A 19,215-nucleotide genomic window follows, 5' to 3' on the forward strand; every position below is an offset into this window, starting at 1 on the left:
GAAGTGTTGCGAAGTGCTGAAAACCAAATCAAGAAATAGTACTCAAGTATTTAAGGAGTCTGCTATACTTGCAGCCATTGAAGAATCGCTTGCTATGATAGAATTCGATGGGAACGGAAATGTGCTCTGGGTGAATGGGAATTTTGCAAGGACGATGGAATATGATATAGAAGAAATGATTGGGATGCACCATCAGACATTTTGTACAACGGAGTTTGCCGGCAGTCTGGATTATAAGAAGTTGTGGCGGGATTTAAGGAATGGGAAAAGCTTTCAGGAGAAAATTCAGCGGGTCACGAAGACCGGGAAACTTCTTTGGTTGGAGGCTACATATACACCGGTATATAGTGAAGAAGGAAAACTTGAAGGTGTTGTAAAGATCGCGACGGATATTACAGAACGGGAAACAACGATTGGAAAGGTTGCCTCTGAATTACAGAAGATGTCTGAAGAGCTAAGTGAAAAAGCTGAGCAGGGGATAACAAGAAGTGAAGAAGCGGCTATTGCCACCGGGAAACTGGTCGAGGACTCAAATGAAAATATGAAAACCTTGGAGTCTCTTACTCTGCAGGCACATTCGATCGGGAATATTGTCAAGACGATCAGGGAGATTGCGACTCAAACCAATCTTCTTGCACTGAATGCCGCCATTGAAGCGGCACGTGCCGGAGAACATGGAAGAGGATTCAATGTGGTAGCAGGTGAAGTGAGAAAGCTTGCCACAAGGGTCCAGGATTCCATTCAGGAAGTGAACGCCCATGTGGAAGGAATCACAGGCGAAATCAAAAAAATCAATGAAGGAACAATCCGGTCACAATCAGGCATTTCAAACAACCAGGGCCTCAACGAACACGCCGTCCTGGCCTTCAAAGAAATCGGCCGTGCAGCCCGACGCCTCGACCTACAGGCGCGGGACTTCAAAGATATCCTGTAAGCTTGAGGGACGGACCTCCAATTTCCCCCGATCCGGTTGTGAATTCATCGGAAAAGGTGAAGGATTGGGGGTTCTTTTCTTTAGTCGGGTAACGTGGTGAGGGACGGACCTCAAAATATCCATTGGAGGATCCATAATTAATGGTTTTGGAGGTCCGTCCCTCAAACCATATCTTCCCATCCATCACGGGGTGTGGTAGAATGGGGGTAACTTATGAGAAATGGAGGTTTTCCTTTTGATTTTGATCAGACTACGTATCCGCAATTTGAACGCTTAATTGAATATGTTCAAAGGCTCTGCCTGTGTGCAGGGTAAATGGGATTGGTCTGACTATTTTTAAAGGAATTCTTCATTTAACGTGAAATGAAGGTGAAGGGAGTGCGCATGGCACTCTCTTAAAAATAGAATTGAATACGTACCGAGAGGCGCTATAGTGTGTTTTTTTATTGAAAAACATGCAGGGGGAAAATGCGGTCTTCTTCTTGCGCCATTGGTATATTCAAATCCATTTACAAAAAGCACAGGCGGAGGCCTGTGTTTTTTTCTGCACCATATGACCAAAATAAACAAACAGGAAGTGACTATGTAATGGAAGAAAGATTAAAAGCGATCGCCATAGGCGTTAATACGAAGGATAAAAACAATGACTTTGAGTATTCGATGTTAGAGTTGAAAGGATTGGCCGATGCCAGGCAAATCGATGTCGTGGGGGAACTGACTCAGAACCTGCCCCGGCCGAATCATGTGCATTATATCGGAAAAGGGAAGATTGACGAACTGCTGCCGCTCATAGAAGAGTGGGAAGCGGATGTTCTGATTACAAACGATGAACTTGCGCCTTCTCAGATCCGGGTCCTCGAAGAAAAGCTTGATGTCCGGGTGATGGACAGAACGATGCTGATTCTCGATATCTTTGCAGAACGGGCGAAAACCCGTGAAGCTCAGTTGCAAGTCGAGGTGGCACAGCTGCAATACATGCTTCCCCGTCTGGTTGGACGCAGGGAATCACTGGGCCGTCAAGGTGGCGGGTCGGGACTTGCCAACCGTGGAGCCGGTGAAACGAAGCTAGAGCTTGACCGCCGCCGGATCGAAGAAAAAATAACGGCCTTGAATAAAGAACTGGATTCACTGGTCGACCTGAGAACCACGCAGCGGAAACAGCGTAAAAAGAGTGAAATCCCCGTCGTTTCCCTGGTCGGGTACACGAATGCGGGTAAATCGACGACCATGAATGCATTTGTCGAAACCTTCCATCCGAATGAGAACAAGCAGGTATTCGAGAAGGATATGTTATTTGCGACCCTGGAAACATCGGTCAGAAACATCACCTTACCGGACAAAAAGGAATTTCTTCTGACAGATACGGTAGGGTTCGTAAACAAACTCCCCCATCAGCTGGTCAAGGCATTCCGTTCCACCCTTGAAGAGGTGGTCGAAGCGGATCTCATTGTTCATGTGGTGGATTATTCAGATCCTCATTACGAGAAATTGATGAAGGTGACGGATCAAACCCTTGATGAACTTGGGACCGGCGACATTCCAATCATTTATGCATTCAACAAGGCTGAATTGGTTGATGAGGAAGTGCCGAGAGTAGAGAAGGACCGCATCTATTTTTCCGCGAAAAATCGAATCGGGATCGACGAGCTCCTTCAAGTCGTAAAAAGCTATATTTTTAAAGACTATAAACGGTGTCAGATGTTGATTCCGTTTGATAAGGGGCAATTGATATCGTATTTTAATGAGAATGCCACTGTGTTAGAAACGGAATATGAAGAAAATGGAACGAAGCTGACCCTGGAATGCAAGACGAGTGATGCTGAGAGATTTAAAGAATATATCATCTGAGTGATATGAACCTTCACCACCTGTGGTGTGAGGGTTCTTTTTTTGAGGGGAGATGGACATACTCCAATATCTGGGCTTCTGCATACAGTAAGCTTTAGGAGGGATGCAGTATGTTTTTTCAACGACGCTATCCGGTTTATCCAACAGCGTATGAGTGTTACCCGTTTGGAGCAGAAGTGAGAAACGATTATGAAGATATGTTCTTACCACATACTTATCCGCAATACATTCCACAGTATGATTACTATCCGCAGAATCACCCTTATCAGGGATATATCCAAGAGCCTGTCTACACCACGGATCCATTTGACTCCCGGGCCAATTGGAGGGAATGGGAGGATCTTGGTGCACCGCCGCGTGGGATGAAGGGTTCACCTGCCGTTGCATCCTGGCAGGCCAACCGGCTGGATACGTTTGTCAGAAGTGAAAACGACAGAATGTATCATAAATGGTGGGACGGTTCGCGATGGAGTAATTGGGAAGACCTCGGAGCCCCGAGAAGAGGGCTGAAGAGTTCGCCTGCTGCTGTATCATGGGGGCCGAATCGGATCGATACCTTTGTCAGAGGGAACCGAGATATCCTTTTTCACAAATGGTGGGACGGCAGAAGCTGGAGTGAATGGGAAGACCTTGGAGGGCCTCCACGTGGCTTCAAGGGAGATCCGGCAGTGTCATCCTGGTCAGCCAATCGGCTGGATGTGTTCGTCCAAGGATACGACAATAATCTTTGGCATAAATGGTGGGACGGACGGAACTGGAGTCAATGGGAGAACCTTGGCGCACCAAGGGGCGGCCTGAGGGATTCACCGGGTGCCGTATCCTGGGGACCAAATCGGATCGATTGCTTTATACGTGGAAACAATGACCGGATGTGGCATAAGTGGTGGAACGGTTCAAGATGGAGTAATTGGGAAGATCTCGGATCGCCTCCTCGTGGATTCGAAGGGGCTCCGGCAGCCTCTTCATGGGCAACCAATCGAATCGACACCTTCGTCCGTGGAGACAACAACACTATGTGGCACAAATGGTGGAACGGTTCCCGTTGGAGCAACTGGGAGGATCTTGGTGCACCGCGTGGAGGCGTACGTTCATCACCGGGAGTCGTTTCCTGGGGACCAAACCGGGTGGACGCCTTTGCCAGAGGAAGAAATGACCATATGTGGCATAAGTGGTATGCCTGATGAATGGAACCATCCCTATGTGTGAAGAGGGATGGTTTTTTTTATGCCTGGAAATTAAGACTATGTTATGATTTGGTAAAACAAGGAAGGGAGCGGTTTACCATGGTAGAAGAGATTCTAGATATCAGACTAGCGAAAAAGGAAGATTTTGAAGAAGTGTTGGAGTTATTGGTGAATGCAGCAGGATGGTTACGTTCTAAAGGAACGACGCAGTGGGATTATTACCTGACTGATCTTGAAGGAAACAAAGAAGAAGTCATGGCTTCCATTGAAAATGACTCCACCTATATCGTAGAACAGGATGGAAAGGCGATTGGCACCCTGACACTTGAATCGGCACCGAATGAGTGGGATATGGATATTTGGGGAAAGGCAGCAGGGGAAGATGTTGCATACTTACATAGATTGGCGGTTCACAGAAATTTTGCGGGAAAAGGGGTTGGGACAAGCCTTTTGGATTGGGCTGAAAATGCTATGAGAGCGTCCGGTAAAAAAAGCATCCGCTTCGATTGCATCGCAGACAATGAGGGGCTGAACCGCTATTACCAAAAACGGTATCCGTTAAAGGAAGTCATCAATATCCATGGCCGCCATTGTAAATATGAAGTTCCACTAATGAAAAAACCGTTGTGATGACGTTATCACAACGGGTTTTTAGTTTAACTGGCTTTTCTTTTAGGCTGAGCTTCCATCATCGGCATGTATTCGTTGAAATAATGATTTGTCTCCGAAACGATGACTTTATAGAGTAATAGTAAGGCAATCAGGTTCGGAATCATCATCAAGGCATTGGACATGTCGGCAAAGGCCCAAACCAGGTCTAGATTCGCGACTGCACCAAGTCCGGTGGCAAAAATGTAAATAAGCCTGTAGGAATTGGCAAAGCGGTAATTCGTGATATATTCGAAGCATTTCTCTCCGTACATATACCATCCGACAATCGTGGAGAATCCAAAGAAGATGACGGAGAAGGATACAATATACTCTCCGACTACACCAAGAGCATGTCCAAACGCGGCGCTCGTCAATGCCCCTCCATCAAGGCTTGGTGCGTGCTCGACACCTGATATCGCTCCGCCTGTCGGATCCCAGAAACCTGTGATCAAGAGAACGAGACCGGTCATCGTACACACGACAATCGTGACGATGAATGTTCCTGTCATGGCGACAAGAGCCTGCTTGACCGGATGATCCGTTTTCGCATTACCGGCAATCAGTGCTGCCGTACCAAGACCTGCTTCGTTTGAGAAGATTCCTCTTGATACCCCGCTGCGAATCGCTTCTGAAATAATGATCCCTGTAAATCCACCAGCAGCTGCCACAGGATTGAAAGCGTAGAAGAAGATCATTTTAAACGCTGGAATGATCATGTCATAATTTAAGGCGATAATCAGAAGGGAACCTCCGATGTACAGGAACGCCATGACCGGAACAAAGAAGGAAGCGACGGTACTGATCCGCTGAATCCCTCCAAAGATGATTAATCCTGTGAGGACGGCGAGAATGATACCCGTTGTCAGATTGTTAATGTGAAAGCTTGTGTCCATGACGTCAGCAATCGTATTCGACTGTACGCTGTTCCCGATTCCGAGAGCGGCGAAAGCACCGAACAACGCGAATGCGACGGCCAGCCACTTCCACTTGCTGCCTAGGCCTTTTTCTACGTAATACATAGGACCGCCTGAGTATTCCCCATTTTTATTTTTCACACGGTATTTCATGGCAAGCAGGGCTTCTGCGTATTTCGTTGCCATCCCAAGGAGGCCGACGATCCACATCCAGAAGATCGCCCCGGGTCCCCCAATGGTGAGGGCCGTTGCCACTCCGGCAATGTTCCCGTTTCCGATCGTTGCGGATAAAGCCGTCATTAGCGTTTTAAAGTTACTGATATCCCCTTCAGATTGATCAGAGGATGCAGAAGGTTTTTCCTTCGTAAAAGCCAGTTTAAAAGCATACATCAGTTTGCGGAACTGAAGGCCTTTCAGCATAAATGTCAGGAAAAGACCTGTCCCGAATAATAGCACTAAACTTGGTGTCCCCCATAAAAATGAATTAATCTTGTCTAGCACATCTAACATAGAATCCTCCTTGTCATCTCGTGTTGTAAACGTTTTCTTTGTGAGTTTCCATCTACTATTTATATAGTATTCCGAACAATCTGTCCATAATAATTGTCGAATTTCCAGAGATTGAGCCTTTTTTAGTAGGGACGGACCTCGGTTTCGGGTGAATAATGGAAGTGTCCGACAGGAATACAAATCGTGGAAACCGCATAAAGAAAGGGACGGAGCTCAAATCAGCAGGACGTTTGCGTCACGTCCTGGCCTGATTTTTGAGGTCCGTCCCTCTACGTCATAGGAGCGTCACGATCAGTATGAGGAGTAGTGGTCCGATGAGGACGATGTATCCCAGGGGTCTGGCGAAGTTCAGGGTCCAGCCCACTCCGAAGCGTTTTTCGACAAAGATGGAAGGGTCTTCGGGATTGAAGTAGATGAGGCCGCCTTTCCAGTATTGATCGTCGTCAGCGTTGATCACATCACCGGGGCTTTCATCGATGATTTCAACATCCAGGTCTGAATCCTTTTTCCCCACTTTAATGGCGAGTATGACTGTCCCGACCAGGACAAGTGCAGAGAATGCAAGTGGCATCGTGATGATCAAAAGGTCACTGACGCTGTTTTCGTACAGAGTGGTGAACTGCAGGAACGTAAACAGCATGGACACCAGGATGGAAATGAAGAACAATAGCCAGCTCGTGTACTTTCGAAGGCGTAGCTGACGGACGCGGGATGCCTTGACATTCCCGGCGCTCAGCTTGATGCCGGAATTTCTTGTGAGTTCATTGATCCCGAGGAACATGGCATTCATCACCAGTAGCACGAGAGGAAGTGTCAGAGCGGAAAGATACGTTTTACCGGTGAAAGCATCGGGCTTACCATCCGCTCCCCAGTGGGTAGGAATCTGGTCCGGGAGGTTTGCGTAATTTAATAAAGTAAACACCACTAACCCGATTGTGATGACCATGGGAATGACATACACGATCCATGGGAGCATTTCATCCTTTGTTCTGAGGTTCAATTCAGAAACGCGAACCTGTTTTCGGTCCTTGAACCACTGCTCTTGCTTTTTCAATTGCGTCACTTTCATATGAAAATAAAAATAAAGAGCCATCGAGATTAATAAGATGACAAAGGGCATAAACAATCCAGCAAATATCAGTACATTTTCAGTGAGGGTGTTCATTGATGACCAGATGAAATAGGTGGCCAACACGATGATTGAGACGAACAATGTCAGGATGGCATAAAGTTTTTTATAATGACGAAGTTGTGTATTCTTTATCTCATCAACAGGTATGGTTACACCGAACACCACCGTTCGCTTCACAATGAAAGGAACCGCCATTTGAAGTGCTGCCAGAAAGCCTATCGTGACGAAAATAAGAGTCATTTCCATTTTTTAATCCCCCTTAACGTTTGAAATGATCGATGCGACTAATTCTGTAATTTCTTCTTCGTTCATGCCGGCGACCAGTGATTCGACTAAGATCGGCCGTAATTCTTCTGAAATCTGATTCAACCTTTGCGGAGGAATCGTTCCCTCGGAAGGTGAACAAATGACTGCACCCGACTTCGGAACAATCCGGATCACTCCTTTGCTTTCCAATTCATGATAGCTTTTATTCACGGTATGCATGTTCACACCAAGGTCACCGGCAAGACTCCGTACAGAAGGAAGGATATCTCCTGGAATCAATTCACCTCTGACAATCCCTTCCATGATCCCGTTTGTTACCTGTGCATAAATCGGTGTATCCGATTGAGGTTCAATTTGGATAAACAAAGCGTCACCTCCTAGTTTTGTTATATGTTAAGTATAACAGAATTGTTCTAGTATGTGTATAACAAGAGTGTGGAAATTCCAAAAAAAGTTAGAAGGTTGGGTGATTACTCGTTATACTTGATTATAGAAATGATGGAGGAGAAGAACAGGTGAGAAATAAAAAAATTCGCGGGTTGAAAAGAAGGACGGATTCCATGGTTAAGAGGATTGTAGTTGCAACGAAATGTTTTCCTACTCAATTCATACATGGATACTGGCATTTACCTTTGCCGGCTGGCAGGGATTTTATTTCTTCCGGCAAAACCCCTTTTAAAATTAAACGCTTGTGCGTACAAATATTGCTTGATAGAGCTGGACGTTTGTCCAAATTAAAAACCGAGAAAGAAATGCATACGAGGGTCATTGTCATGATTGATCTTTCAGATTTATGGAACTCCCACATCATCGTTTTTAACCAAGAAGATGCCTTCAAGGCTTTTTTTGAACGGAACTTCGTGGATCAGAAATGGATACCTCAGGTAATGAATGGGAAGTTATTGAAAAGGTGGGGGATTAAGATTCCAAGGAGTCTAGAGGCCGTATGTTATTTGGAGGAAATCATGGACGAAGATATAGGCTGTAGGGAGAGGGAACTTTGGTTTTTTGGGGAATTTACATAAATAGTATAGTAGTTTAAAGGTTCCAGCTTGTTATGAAATTTAACAGGTATGTTGCTGAAATGAAATTTGTAATCTTTAATAAAGATAATAATAGATTCGCAAGGGAAGGTGTCCACGATGAAGAAAGACCTGGAAATGAAAGAACTGACAACCATAGAAGAGCATATAGTTGAGCTTTCCCACCTATTAAGGACAGTCGTGGACGACGGGGCGTCCATAGGTTTTTTATCCCCCATGGAACATTCTACTGCAGTGGAGTTCTGGGGTGATGCGCTGCGTCCCCATGTGATCCTTTATATAGCCTGGGTGGATGAAGTCATTGCAGGAACTGTGCAACTTCATCTTTGCACCAAACAAAACGGTACTCACAGAGCCGAAATCGCCAAAATGATGGTTCACCCCGCGTTCCGCCAAAAAGGCATCGCCAAAAAACTCATGCAATCCGCAGAGAAAAGAGCAAAAGAAGAGGGACGGACCTTGCTCATTCTCGATACAGTAGAAGGAGCTCCTTCAAATCATTTGTACACCTCCCTAGGGTTCGTAAAGGGAGGACGCATACCGGATTACGCCACCTCGCCTTACGGGGAACTAGAGCCGACCATCATTTATTATAAGCACATTTAGAAATGGAAGAGGGGACCTTAAAACAAATCAGTAGTAGAGGTCCGTCCCTCAAATGAATAGTAAAATAGAATCAGAAACTAATAGCTTTCTGGTTCGTATGTGTAGATAGCGAAGAAGTTTAGAGGAGGAAGACATGAGGGAGAAACGTTCTTTTTTGATTTTAGTTCTGTGTTTGTTGAGCAGTTTCCTGTTTGTGACGGCATGCAGTGACTCGAATGCCAGCAGCGAGGGAAAGAAAGACGATAAAAGGGAAGAAGATCCGTATGAAAAAGAAGTAAAGAAAATGAATGATGAAATAGGAGAAGAGGAGCCTCTGAAACTCACATCCTATAGCGAGGAGATCGGCGTCACAATCGATGAGCCGGTATATAAAGAATTCGCTGCAAATGGAAAGGTGAGCGTGAAGGGGGAAATTGAAAAGTATAAAGATCTGAAATCGGACTTTGCCTGGATTAAGGTCAGGGCGAATGAAGAAGGGCCAGGAGGAAGGCAGCTCGAATATTACACAATGATCGAAGACGGCAAGTTCAAACAGGATATCCATTTTTTTAACGGGGAAGGTGAGTATAGCGTTTCTGTGCAGCTCCCGAGCAAGGACCGTGAAAATTACTACTATGATACGGCATCTTTTACCGTCCATAATGTGAATCCTGAGATCAAGAGGGATGTGACAATGACACCATTTGGTCAGGATGCGGAACTGTCATTAAGTACGAATTCCAGCTATGTCAAAGGCAATCAAGTCTTTTCTTTAAAAGGAGAGGCTGCCAGTCTTTCGGATAATGATACGATCATGCTCAGACTAAAGAAGGATTCAGATCATTGGAAGCATGTCATCCCCGTGAAGGATGGGTCATTTAACTATGATGTTCCCTTGTTTTACGGAAAAGGGGTGCACGAGCTTGAAGTGCTGGTTCCGGATGGAGACCGTGAAAATTACTACCAGACGGCGACCACTCTTCTTATAGATAACGAGTCCGACCGGGTGATGAGCCCCATTGAGTATGCGGATACGTATCGTGAGCGGGGCGTGGACCTAGAATCTCCTCAATTTGGGGGAGAGGAGTCGGATGGCCAATACAGAGTTAAGGGAAGCATCGATCCGAAAGCAGAATTCGGCCCGGAAACGTCGCATATTTATATCACGACCAAAAAAGGGGAGGACGAAGCATTGGATGTCATCCCTGTTGAAGATTTCACTTTTGATGATTCGTTTTACCTGCGCTTTGGACCGGGAACGTATGAAGTGACCCTCAGTGTGCCTGAAATCAAGGAAGAGAACAGTGATTACTTCAGGTTTTTCGGCTTTGCGAAGTTTGAAGTGGAATCCACAGGTGAAGACAAGCGGGATCTCCTGCCTTCACGCGGTGTTCAGTCTGATTCCCCTGAAATCAAGAAGCAGGCAGAAACCGTCACTTCAGGAAAATCAAGTGACAGGGACAAGGCAAAAGCCATCTATGATTATGTCGCAAAGAATGTTTCATATGATGTTAAAAAGTATGAAAATGATGATTTCAACTGGGATGACAGTGCGTTGAAAACACTGGGATCCAAAACCGGCGTGTGCCAGGATTATGCGTATCTCGCGATTGCCATGCTTCGTGCCAGCGATATTGAGGCGAGATTCGTGGAAGGCAGGGCTGGCGGTATTTTCCCGGGAAGGCATGCGTGGGTGGAGGCGAATCTTGACGGGGAATGGGTGACCCTGGATCCGACATGGGGATCCGGTTACTTGAAGGACGGTAAGTTCGTCCCTGCATTCAATGAAGATTATTTCGACCCGGATATGAGTGAATTTAAGAAGACGCACACACGGACGGGTGTATCGTATTAGAAAGTTTGAGCCGGCTCTCTTTAGGAGAGCTGGTTCTTTTTGATTGTGACAGGAAATTTTTAGCTGTATTGTGAATGAAAGCCATAAATAGTACACTTGGATAAGAAGAAATTCTTATATTCAGGAGCGTAATGAATGTTATTGACACAAAATAAGAAAACAGTCCTCATCCTTTTTATTACCATGATCTTCTTGGAAATCCTCGATTTTTCATGGAAGACAAACGATCAAACGAAATGGGAAGGGTCACTATTCCTTCACACAGGTTTAGTGTTCTGTATGCTTGCTCTATTGTTCATCCTTTTTAGGGGCAATTGGAGTGCTTCCAGGGAATTATCCAATAGCAATAAGAATTTAAACAATATTTTTGATACGTTGGATGTGGCCATTTGGTCCCATGATTTAAAATCAGATGTTCTCTTGATCACCCCTGGAATTGAAAATTTGTACGGATATCCATTAAATGACTTCTATCAGGATACACTTCTGTGGAAAAAAGTGATTTATCCTGAAGACATGCCAGTATTGGAAGAGAGAGCGAAGAATCTTGGTTCCGGTCAGGCATGTGTGAGCATTTACCGGATCATTAGGCCGGATGGACAGGTTCGCTGGATACAGGACCGGGGCATCCCGACCTTGGATGAACACGGGGAAATGACTTCTTTTACCAGTGTGCTGTTTGATATCACCAACCGCAAGGAGAGCGAAGATCAATATCGCAGTTTAGTCGACTTGTCACCTGATATCATTGCAGTGATCAGTAACCAAACCTTTGATTATATCAATGAAGCGGGAAGCAGGCTGATCGGTGCAGAGAGCCCGGCTGATATCCTAAACCAACATGTTTCCCGATTTACCAGTGATGAGAATATCAGGATGATCAGGGAAGGTACCAATGGTTCTACTTCAGGTGAACGTTTTGAACTGACCGTTTACCGCCTTAACGGTGATGAGATAGAGTTGGAGATTTCCGCCATGCCCATTTTATATGGGGGAAGGATGGCTATTCAATTGATCGGCCGGGATATCACCAATCGGAAGAAAGCGGAAAAGACGATCCATGCGATGGCCTATTATGATTCACTGACTGGCCTTCCGAATCGGAATAAATTCAAACAACATTTAAGCGGATCATTGCGTGACCATCCTGATCAACCGATGGCAATATTATTTTTAGATTTGGATCGCTTTAAAGTCATTAATGATACAAAAGGACATACTACTGGAGACGCTATCTTGGGGAAAGTCGCCTTTCGCTTGAAAAAGGTGGTAAGCGACAAGGGGATTGTGTTTAGACAAGGTGGAGATGAATTTATTATTATCCTCTCCAATATGAGTGAAGGAGAGGTTGCAGCAACGACGAAAGAAATTTTACAAAGTTTCATCAGGCCGATCTTCATTCAGGAACAGGAATTCTTTGTCACCCCGAGTATCGGAATCAGTATGTATCCAATGGATGGGAAAGATCAGGAGAGTTTGATTAAACATGCCGACACAGCCATGTATTTAGCCAAGGAACAAGGGAAGAACAATTATCAATTCTATTACCCGGAACTTGAAAAAGCATCTTCAAGGAATATGGAGATTGAAAATGGATTACGAAAAGTATTGGAATTCGACCAATTGTGCCTTCATTATCAGCCCAAGGTGGACCTTGCTACCCGTAACATAATTGGAGTGGAAGCCTTGATACGTTGGCATCATCCTACATTGGGGATGGTTTCCCCGGCTGAATTCATTCCCCTGGCAGAAGAGACCGGGTTGATCGTTCCAATCGGGGAGTGGGTTTTAAGAGAGGCGTGTAAACAGAGCAAAGAGTGGGAAGAGACCGGGATGGGCATTATTCCTGTTGCAGTCAATATTTCCGTCAGGCAGATGAAGGATGGCGGATTTGTTGAAATGGTAAAAGGAATTTTAGCAGAATATGAGTTTAAGCCGGACCGACTTGAGCTGGAAATAACAGAGAGCATTATGCAGGACTTTGAAATATCGACGAATGTCCTCAATCTGTTAAAAAAAGTGGGCGTCATGATCTCCATGGATGACTTTGGGACGGGTTACTCGTCATTGAGTAATTTAAGGCACTTACCAATCGATAGTATTAAAATCGATAAATCGTTTGTAGATGATATTATGGAAGATTCCAACCAGGTATCCATTGTCAAAGCCATCATCGATATGAGCCAAAACATGAATTTCACCACCATCGCAGAAGGCATTGAAACGGAAAATCAAATGTTGTTCCTGAAAAGGAATGGATGCCAGGTAGGACAAGGATATCACTTCAGCAGGCCATTGCCTGCGTCTGAGTTGAGATTATCTTTCCTGGAGACGAGAACGACTCAAGCTAATATGACGTAAGTGAGGGACGGACCTCCCATAAGCAATGAACCCAAGGGGTGTATGCTTATAGGAGGTCGGTCCCTCTTACATATCCTCCAGAACTTCTTTAAGCACGACGGCATGGTTGTGCTTCTCATCTTTTGCTCCGTAGAGAAGGACTACGCGTTCGTTCTCTGACATTTCCTTCAGTTTCCGCAATATTTTTTGTTTTTCTTCATCATGATGGAGTTCGTCTTTATAGGCTTGTTTGAACTTCTCGAACTTTTCGGGGTCGTGGTTAAACCACTTCCGTAAAGAGGGACTGGGTGTAATCTCTTTCATCCACTCCTCAAGGTCTGCATCTTCTTTTGATATTCCACGGGGCCAGACACGGTCGATCAGGATTCGGTGACCTCCTAACCGGGGAGGTTCATCATAGATTCGTTTCAAAATGATAGACATTGTAAACCCTCCTTCTATTATCAGGATAAAGGGGAAGGGGGCTGGAAGCAACGTTTAGAAATCTGGTCATACTCATCCCTGCACATAGCCTCATCATCCAAACAACAAGGTCCGTCCCTCATATGTTTTCAAATATTTGTCATGTGTTTGTAGTATTTCTGTTATAATTGTTAAAAAATTCAAAAATAAGGGGGCTTTTGGATGGTGAATGGGGTCAAGGTTGATGGGGTATCTAAGGTATATAAAGGTGAAGGCGTTGAGACGCATGCTTTATTGAATGTAACGGCTGAATTTCAACAAGGGGAATTTGTTTCTGTGGTAGGGTCATCCGGTTCGGGAAAGTCAACGCTATTGAGTGTGATTGGGACGTTGGACCGTCCGACAGGTGGAAATATCTTATTTGAGTCGAAGAAAGTAACAGAATTCAGTCAGCGCGAGATGGCTGACTTCAGGTTTGAGAACATCGGTTTCATCTTTCAACAATTCCATTTGATCCCTACGATGACAGCAATGGAGAATGTGATGGCCCCCCTTTTCTCAAGGAAAGTTCCGTATGATAAAAAACAGCGGGCGAAAGAATTGCTGGAATCCATAGGGCTTGGTGATAAGCTGGATTCCCTTCCTTCACAACTGTCTGGCGGACAGCAGCAGAGGGTCGCGATTGCACGGGCTTTGGTACATGAGCCTAAGTGGCTATTGGCCGATGAACCGACAGGCAACCTGGATACGGAAACAGGGGAGCTCATCTTTCAAATTATAAAATCACTCAATAAGGAAAAAGGCTGTGGGGTCATCTTTGTCACCCATGACTCGGAACTTGCTGAGAAAGCGGATCGAATCATTGAAATGAAGGATGGCAGGATTCTATCTGATCGGATGGTGGGAGCCCTGTGATCCGCTTTATATGGAATACATGGTGGCGCAACAAGCAGCGGTTCATCCTGCTGATCATCGGAGTCCTGCTTTTAAGTGTCGGACTGAGTTATCTCGTCGGGATGACCCAAACCAATAACGGAACGATTGTGAATGAACTGCAGAAAAGGTGGAAATCTTCCTATCATATGGTTGTGAGGCCGCCTGACTCCAGAAGTGTCACGGAAGATATGAATCTATTGGAACCAAACTATTTGAGTGGACTCGACGGAGGTATCACTCTGGAACAATATGAAACCATCAAGGGAATGGACGATGTCAAGATTGCAGCACCCATCTCTGTGATGGGGTATGTATTCAATGACGTTCAAATGGGAGAGTTGAACATAACAGAGCCGGGAATTTACCGGTTGAATCAAAAAGAAACGGTTCAGACCGGGGTGAAAGCGGAGGTTAACGACGGGAACTATTATTTTACAGTGGGTGGCGGACAGTATTCGATGGATCGGGCTTATGGGGTTGGGGAGTCAATAGGTGAGTTATCTTACGGTACACAGGTCCTCGTTGCAGGGATTGATCCCGAACAGGAAGCAAAGCTTGTCGGACTGGACAATGCTATGGTGGATGGAAAAGGGAGCCGGTATTTTTCAGAGAATGACGAGGTCATGGATATACCATTGGAAGGCAACCTGAACGATATTTCCATACCGGTCATTCTAAGCAACCGTGAATTCGTTGATGGGGAAATACACTATACAGTGGAAAAGCTCGATATGCCATTCGATCCCGATCAACAGGGTGCAACGATGGAAAAAGTGAAGAAGAATGGCGGGGAGAAATATTTAGAGCAGCAAACAGGGAGTGTTGTGGAAGAAAGGAGTTTCACGACAGAGGAAGCGCACAAAAAAATTGTCAATTCCGTCATGAACCCAAGTTTCGAATCAGGTTTGGGAGGTATGAGTTGGATGGCCTTCAAGCCGTCGCCGGTGGAATACAAACCGGTGACCAGCCCATTTCGGGAAAGGTGGGCATTCAGTTATGAAGTGGAACCATACAACTTACCGGAGGATTCTCTTCTGGCAGTCGACCAGGCGTACAGGCCGGTTGAGTCGTTCGGAGAGGATAGCTCAAGCTGGCCGAGGTTGCGACTGGACTACATCGGGATCTTTGATGCCCAGAAGCTGACCATTTCGAAAGACCCCTTGACTGAGCTGCCCGTTGAAACGTACTTTCCTTCTAAAGCCAGCTGGGTAGTAGATGAGAAAGGGGATCCCATCAATCCACCCGTCACGATGAAGCCTGCAAATAATCCTTATGGTTTCCTGACGAAGCCTCCTTTGATGTTGACGACACTGGATGCGGCGGCTCATGTTCTGGGGGACAAACCCATCTCAGCGATACGTGTCAACGTAAAGGGGGTTGACACCTTCAATGAAGATAGTGAAGCAGTCCTTCAAAAAATGGCAAAAGAAATCGAAGAGAAAACGGGATTGATCGTGGATATCACGTTAGGGTCCTCCCCGCAGCCTGCTTTGACCCATATCCCGGGCATTCAGGGGGAAAAGGGCTTTGGCTGGATCGAACAGCCGTGGATTAAGATTGGTTCTTCCATCACGATTTTTAAAGAAGCAAAGCTTGGAGTGTCAGGAGTAGTGGGGAGCGTCATCCTGGTGGCGATCGTGTATGTGTTTTCCTCCAATCTCATCATGATGTACGCCCGGAAAAAGGAGTTTGCCGTTTTGCTTTCATTGGGCTGGCGTCCGAATCAGCTTTCAAGGCTCCTTCTTCTTGAAGCACTATTGCTGGGTATGGTCGTATCTTTTATCAGCTGGCTCATACTGGCATGGTTTTCAGTGACAAGCGAACTGGGAACATCCTATATTCGAGTGGCCCTCATCGGATTGATCGGACTGACGATTTATATCGCGGGTGCACTCATTCCCGCCTATCTTGTGAAAAAAATCAGACCATACGAAGCGATGCGTTCAGGGGAAATTTCCATGAAACACAAACGGGTGGCAAGGTCTGAATCCGTGGTCGGAATGGCCATCAATTCAATGGTGTCCAGGTGGAAACGGACCGTTTTATCCGTCGTTTCCATGGGTCTGCCGACAGGTCTTCTTGTCTTTTACTTATTCATCACCTTTCGATTGAAAGGAGTTATGTATACGACCTGGTTAGGGGAGTACGTGGCCATGGAAGTGAGTACGATGCATTATGTGGCAATGGGGATCGCCCTCTCGATCGCCATCCTGACTACGGCTGAAATCATCTGGCAGAATGTAGCGGAAAGACAGCCCGAAATATCGGTGTTTAAAGCTCTTGGCTGGAAAAATGGTACCGTCCGGATACTTGTCATTTTGGAAGGGGTGTTTTCAGGGGCACTAGCCGGTGTCGTCGGACTGCTTTTTGCCTTTACGTTAGTCTGGAAGGTTTACGGAAGCGTCCCTTTCACCCTTTGGTGGATCTATGTGGCCGCCCTATCGATCCCGGTCGTCACCGGGATCATCGCAGCCGTCCTGCCTGCGGGGAAAGCTGCCAATACTCCTCCTTATCAGGGACTGAATGGAGGATACAGCAACGATAAGAAAGTGGAAAAGCAATTCAAATACATTCTTTCAGGGGCAGCTGTCATCCTCCTCCTCGGTGTCATGACCTTAGTGTGGAAGGGAATTCCCGAAGTACAGAAAGTGGAAACCGCCAAAGTGGCATCTCCCTTGGAAGAACAAGGAACGGAAGGGAAAACAACGTCGGTCTTTGCACCGGAAAAGAAAGAGGAGGATGAGCCACAGGAGGATGCTCCCCTCGCATTTTTAAAAGCGAAAGAACTTGCAGGAAAGCAGGCAGAGCTTGGTGAAAAACTGGACATTGATCAGCAAACAATCCTGATTGAGTCACCTAGTAAAACGCCACCGGAATTAAAGGCAAAAAAGAAACATCAGCTCATCACGATACCTGTCAGCTGGGACATTAAATATAGTGATCCCAATTCAAGCAATCTCTCATTCAAACCAGGTGCCTATTTCCTATTGGATGAGAAGGAAAAGAAGTATTATCCTTTGAAAACGGACATTGTGGATGCACTCAATTACCGTGGTGGAAGATTGAAGTTTCCAGGTAGAGTGACGGCTTTATTAACGTTTGAAGTGCCCGAGAAGTATGAGCGCTTTCTGATAAGCGGAAGGATTCCTGATCATTCCAAAGATGTAGTGGCCGAACTTACGAGAGAAGACCTGAGAAAAAGCAGGGAACCTTTTACGTTGAAGAAAACCGGTGTTTCCCCGGGTGCAACAGGGGATTACACGATGAAGATAAAAATGGATAAAGAGAAAAACTGGAGTGTGGAAACCGATATCAGGGTGACCAATCATTCAGAAGAAGCGTTTCGAGATATTGGGTTTTATTTCATTCCGAATGCATTTACGGAAAAAAATAAACCGGATTTCGTGAAAGGTCATGCCGAAACCAGCATTCACACTATAAACAGTACCGGTGAGAATCTCCAGTACACCTTAAATGGGAATAAGCTCCTTGTCGACCTTGACGAAAAGCTGCAGCCTGGTGAAACGAAATCGATCAGTATCGACTACAGCTTGAAACTTCCGGAAGATGGATTGCGTTTGTCTCAGAAAGGGGAAGACTTCTTTCTAGCACAATGGTATCCGATGCTCGCTACGTATCAAGATGGTTGGGATATAGAGCCTTTCGATCCGAAAGGCGAATCCTATGATACAACCTATGGAAATTATCGTGTTTCCTTTGAAACTCCAGAGGAATATCTGGTGGCAAGCTCCGGGGAAGATGCGTCGGAAGAACCGGTGAATAAAGGGGAAATCGAAGGAAGCAGCATCCGGGATTTCTATCTCGCATTCCTGAACCCCGATGAATGGGAACAAAAAACAGAAAAAGTGAAAGTCGGGATGTATCGAAACGTGGCCATCCGGGCTTTTATGAAAAAAGAACAAGATTCCATTATGGATGATGTGCTCAAAAAAGCAGCAGATTCTTTCCTTTTTTACCACGAAAACATCGGAGAGAATCCGACCGGTGAATTGGATCTCATTGCAAATAATGGGGACATGGAATACTCGAATATCGTGGAAATATCGGGTGATCCTGATGGATACGAGCACCCATTGTTCCATGAAATTGCCCATCAATGGTTCTACCAGGGAGTGGCGAACAATCCTTATCGGGATGCATGGCTTGATGAAAGTCTCGCAGAGTTACTATCCTCCTTCTATCTCGCATATGCATATAAGGACGAGGGAAAAGCCTTTGCGTTTTCGAATCAAGTGCTGAATACTATGAAACCGGAAAAGTTCCTGAATACCCCGTTGAATGAATTTCAACGGAATTATATTTCAACTGTATACGGAAAAGGCCCGCTCCTGTTGAATGAGTTTTTCGAGGGTAATGGAGGAAGAACGGAAGCATTGAACTTCTTAGCGGCTTACTACAAAGAGTATCAATTCAAACATGTAGATTCAGACACCTTTGCACAGTTCTTCGAAGAATACTACGAAGGCAGCCAAAAAGAATTCCTGACAGGATGGCTTGAATAGAAAGTGAGAGGGACGGACCTCCAAACGGTTCTCATGGAATTCATTGAGGGATTTGTTGGAGGTCCGTCCC

General features: G+C 45.6%; 14 protein-coding genes. 10 read left to right on the forward strand and 4 right to left on the reverse strand.

Annotated features, from left to right (window positions below):
* Positions 1-13 precede the first annotated feature (13 nt).
* From M1J35_RS22755 to M1J35_RS08355, 4 genes are all read left to right on the forward strand, one after another.
* Entirely contained in the window at positions 14-934 is a 921-nt protein-coding gene (locus M1J35_RS22755; protein ID WP_279726343.1) for a methyl-accepting chemotaxis protein, read from the forward strand.
* Positions 935-1,522: 588 nt separating this feature from the next.
* On the forward strand, positions 1,523-2,782 hold the full coding sequence (hflX, locus tag M1J35_RS08345; protein WP_224520769.1) for a GTPase HflX: 1,260 nt from the start codon (positions 1,523-1,525) through the stop codon (positions 2,780-2,782).
* A 110-nt stretch (positions 2,783-2,892) separates the two neighbouring features.
* Positions 2,893-3,963 carry a PLL family lectin gene (locus M1J35_RS08350; RefSeq protein WP_254653377.1) on the forward strand — a complete coding sequence of 357 codons (1,071 nt, stop codon included), beginning with the start codon at positions 2,893-2,895 and terminating at the stop codon, positions 3,961-3,963.
* Between the two features lie 102 nt (positions 3,964-4,065).
* Positions 4,066-4,596, forward strand: coding sequence for a GNAT family N-acetyltransferase (locus M1J35_RS08355; RefSeq protein WP_254653378.1), 531 nt, complete (start codon positions 4,066-4,068; stop codon positions 4,594-4,596).
* Positions 4,597-4,622: 26 nt separating this feature from the next.
* Here M1J35_RS08355 and M1J35_RS08360 read toward each other — a convergent pair whose 3' ends face one another.
* The 3 genes from M1J35_RS08360 to M1J35_RS08370 form a co-directional block, all read right to left on the reverse strand.
* On the reverse strand, positions 4,623-6,041 hold the full coding sequence (locus M1J35_RS08360) for an alanine/glycine:cation symporter family protein (RefSeq protein WP_224520766.1): 1,419 nt from the start codon (positions 6,039-6,041) through the stop codon (positions 4,623-4,625).
* Positions 6,042-6,315: 274 nt separating this feature from the next.
* Positions 6,316-7,419, reverse strand: a complete 1,104-nt coding sequence (locus M1J35_RS08365) for a DUF1648 domain-containing protein (protein WP_254653379.1) — start codon at positions 7,417-7,419, stop codon at positions 6,316-6,318.
* Between the two features lie 3 nt (positions 7,420-7,422).
* Positions 7,423-7,806: a GntR family transcriptional regulator gene (locus tag M1J35_RS08370; RefSeq protein ID WP_034762336.1), complete on the reverse strand. Its 384-nt coding sequence runs from the start codon at positions 7,804-7,806 to the stop codon at positions 7,423-7,425.
* A 194-nt stretch (positions 7,807-8,000) separates the two neighbouring features.
* Between M1J35_RS08370 and M1J35_RS08375 the strand changes: the two genes are divergently transcribed.
* The 4 genes from M1J35_RS08375 (at position 8,001) to M1J35_RS08390 (ending at position 13,284) form a co-directional block, all read left to right on the forward strand.
* Entirely contained in the window at positions 8,001-8,465 is a 465-nt protein-coding gene (locus tag M1J35_RS08375; protein ID WP_254653380.1) for a DUF3916 domain-containing protein, read from the forward strand.
* 117 nt (positions 8,466-8,582) lie between these two features.
* Positions 8,583-9,089, forward strand: coding sequence for a GNAT family N-acetyltransferase (locus M1J35_RS08380; RefSeq protein ID WP_254653381.1), 507 nt, complete (start codon positions 8,583-8,585; stop codon positions 9,087-9,089).
* Between the two features lie 133 nt (positions 9,090-9,222).
* Positions 9,223-10,923, forward strand: a complete 1,701-nt coding sequence (locus M1J35_RS08385) for a transglutaminase domain-containing protein (RefSeq protein WP_254653382.1) — start codon at positions 9,223-9,225, stop codon at positions 10,921-10,923.
* Between the two features lie 135 nt (positions 10,924-11,058).
* The gene (locus tag M1J35_RS08390; RefSeq protein ID WP_254653383.1) at positions 11,059-13,284 is read left to right on the forward strand and encodes a sensor domain-containing protein; all 2,226 of its coding nucleotides are present in this window, start codon (positions 11,059-11,061) and stop codon (positions 13,282-13,284) included.
* A gap of 66 nt (positions 13,285-13,350) precedes the next feature.
* On the opposite strand, the gene M1J35_RS08395 is transcribed toward M1J35_RS08390, so the two are convergent.
* Entirely contained in the window at positions 13,351-13,707 is a 357-nt protein-coding gene (locus tag M1J35_RS08395; protein ID WP_254653384.1) for a DUF488 domain-containing protein, read from the reverse strand.
* Between the two features lie 201 nt (positions 13,708-13,908).
* On the opposite strand from M1J35_RS08395, the gene M1J35_RS08400 reads away from it, so the two are divergent.
* Positions 13,909-14,601, forward strand: coding sequence for an ABC transporter ATP-binding protein (locus M1J35_RS08400; RefSeq protein ID WP_254653385.1), 693 nt, complete (start codon positions 13,909-13,911; stop codon positions 14,599-14,601).
* A complete protein-coding gene (locus tag M1J35_RS08405; RefSeq protein ID WP_254653386.1) occupies positions 14,598-19,145 on the forward strand; it encodes an FtsX-like permease family protein in 4,548 nt (1,515 codons plus the stop codon). The genes M1J35_RS08400 and M1J35_RS08405 overlap by 4 nt, the downstream gene beginning before the upstream one ends.
* Positions 19,146-19,215 lie beyond the last annotated feature (70 nt).

Origin of the sequence: Rossellomorea sp. KS-H15a, assembly GCF_024195245.1 — a bacterium.
GTDB lineage: Bacteria > Bacillota > Bacilli > Bacillales > Bacillaceae_B > Rossellomorea > Rossellomorea vietnamensis.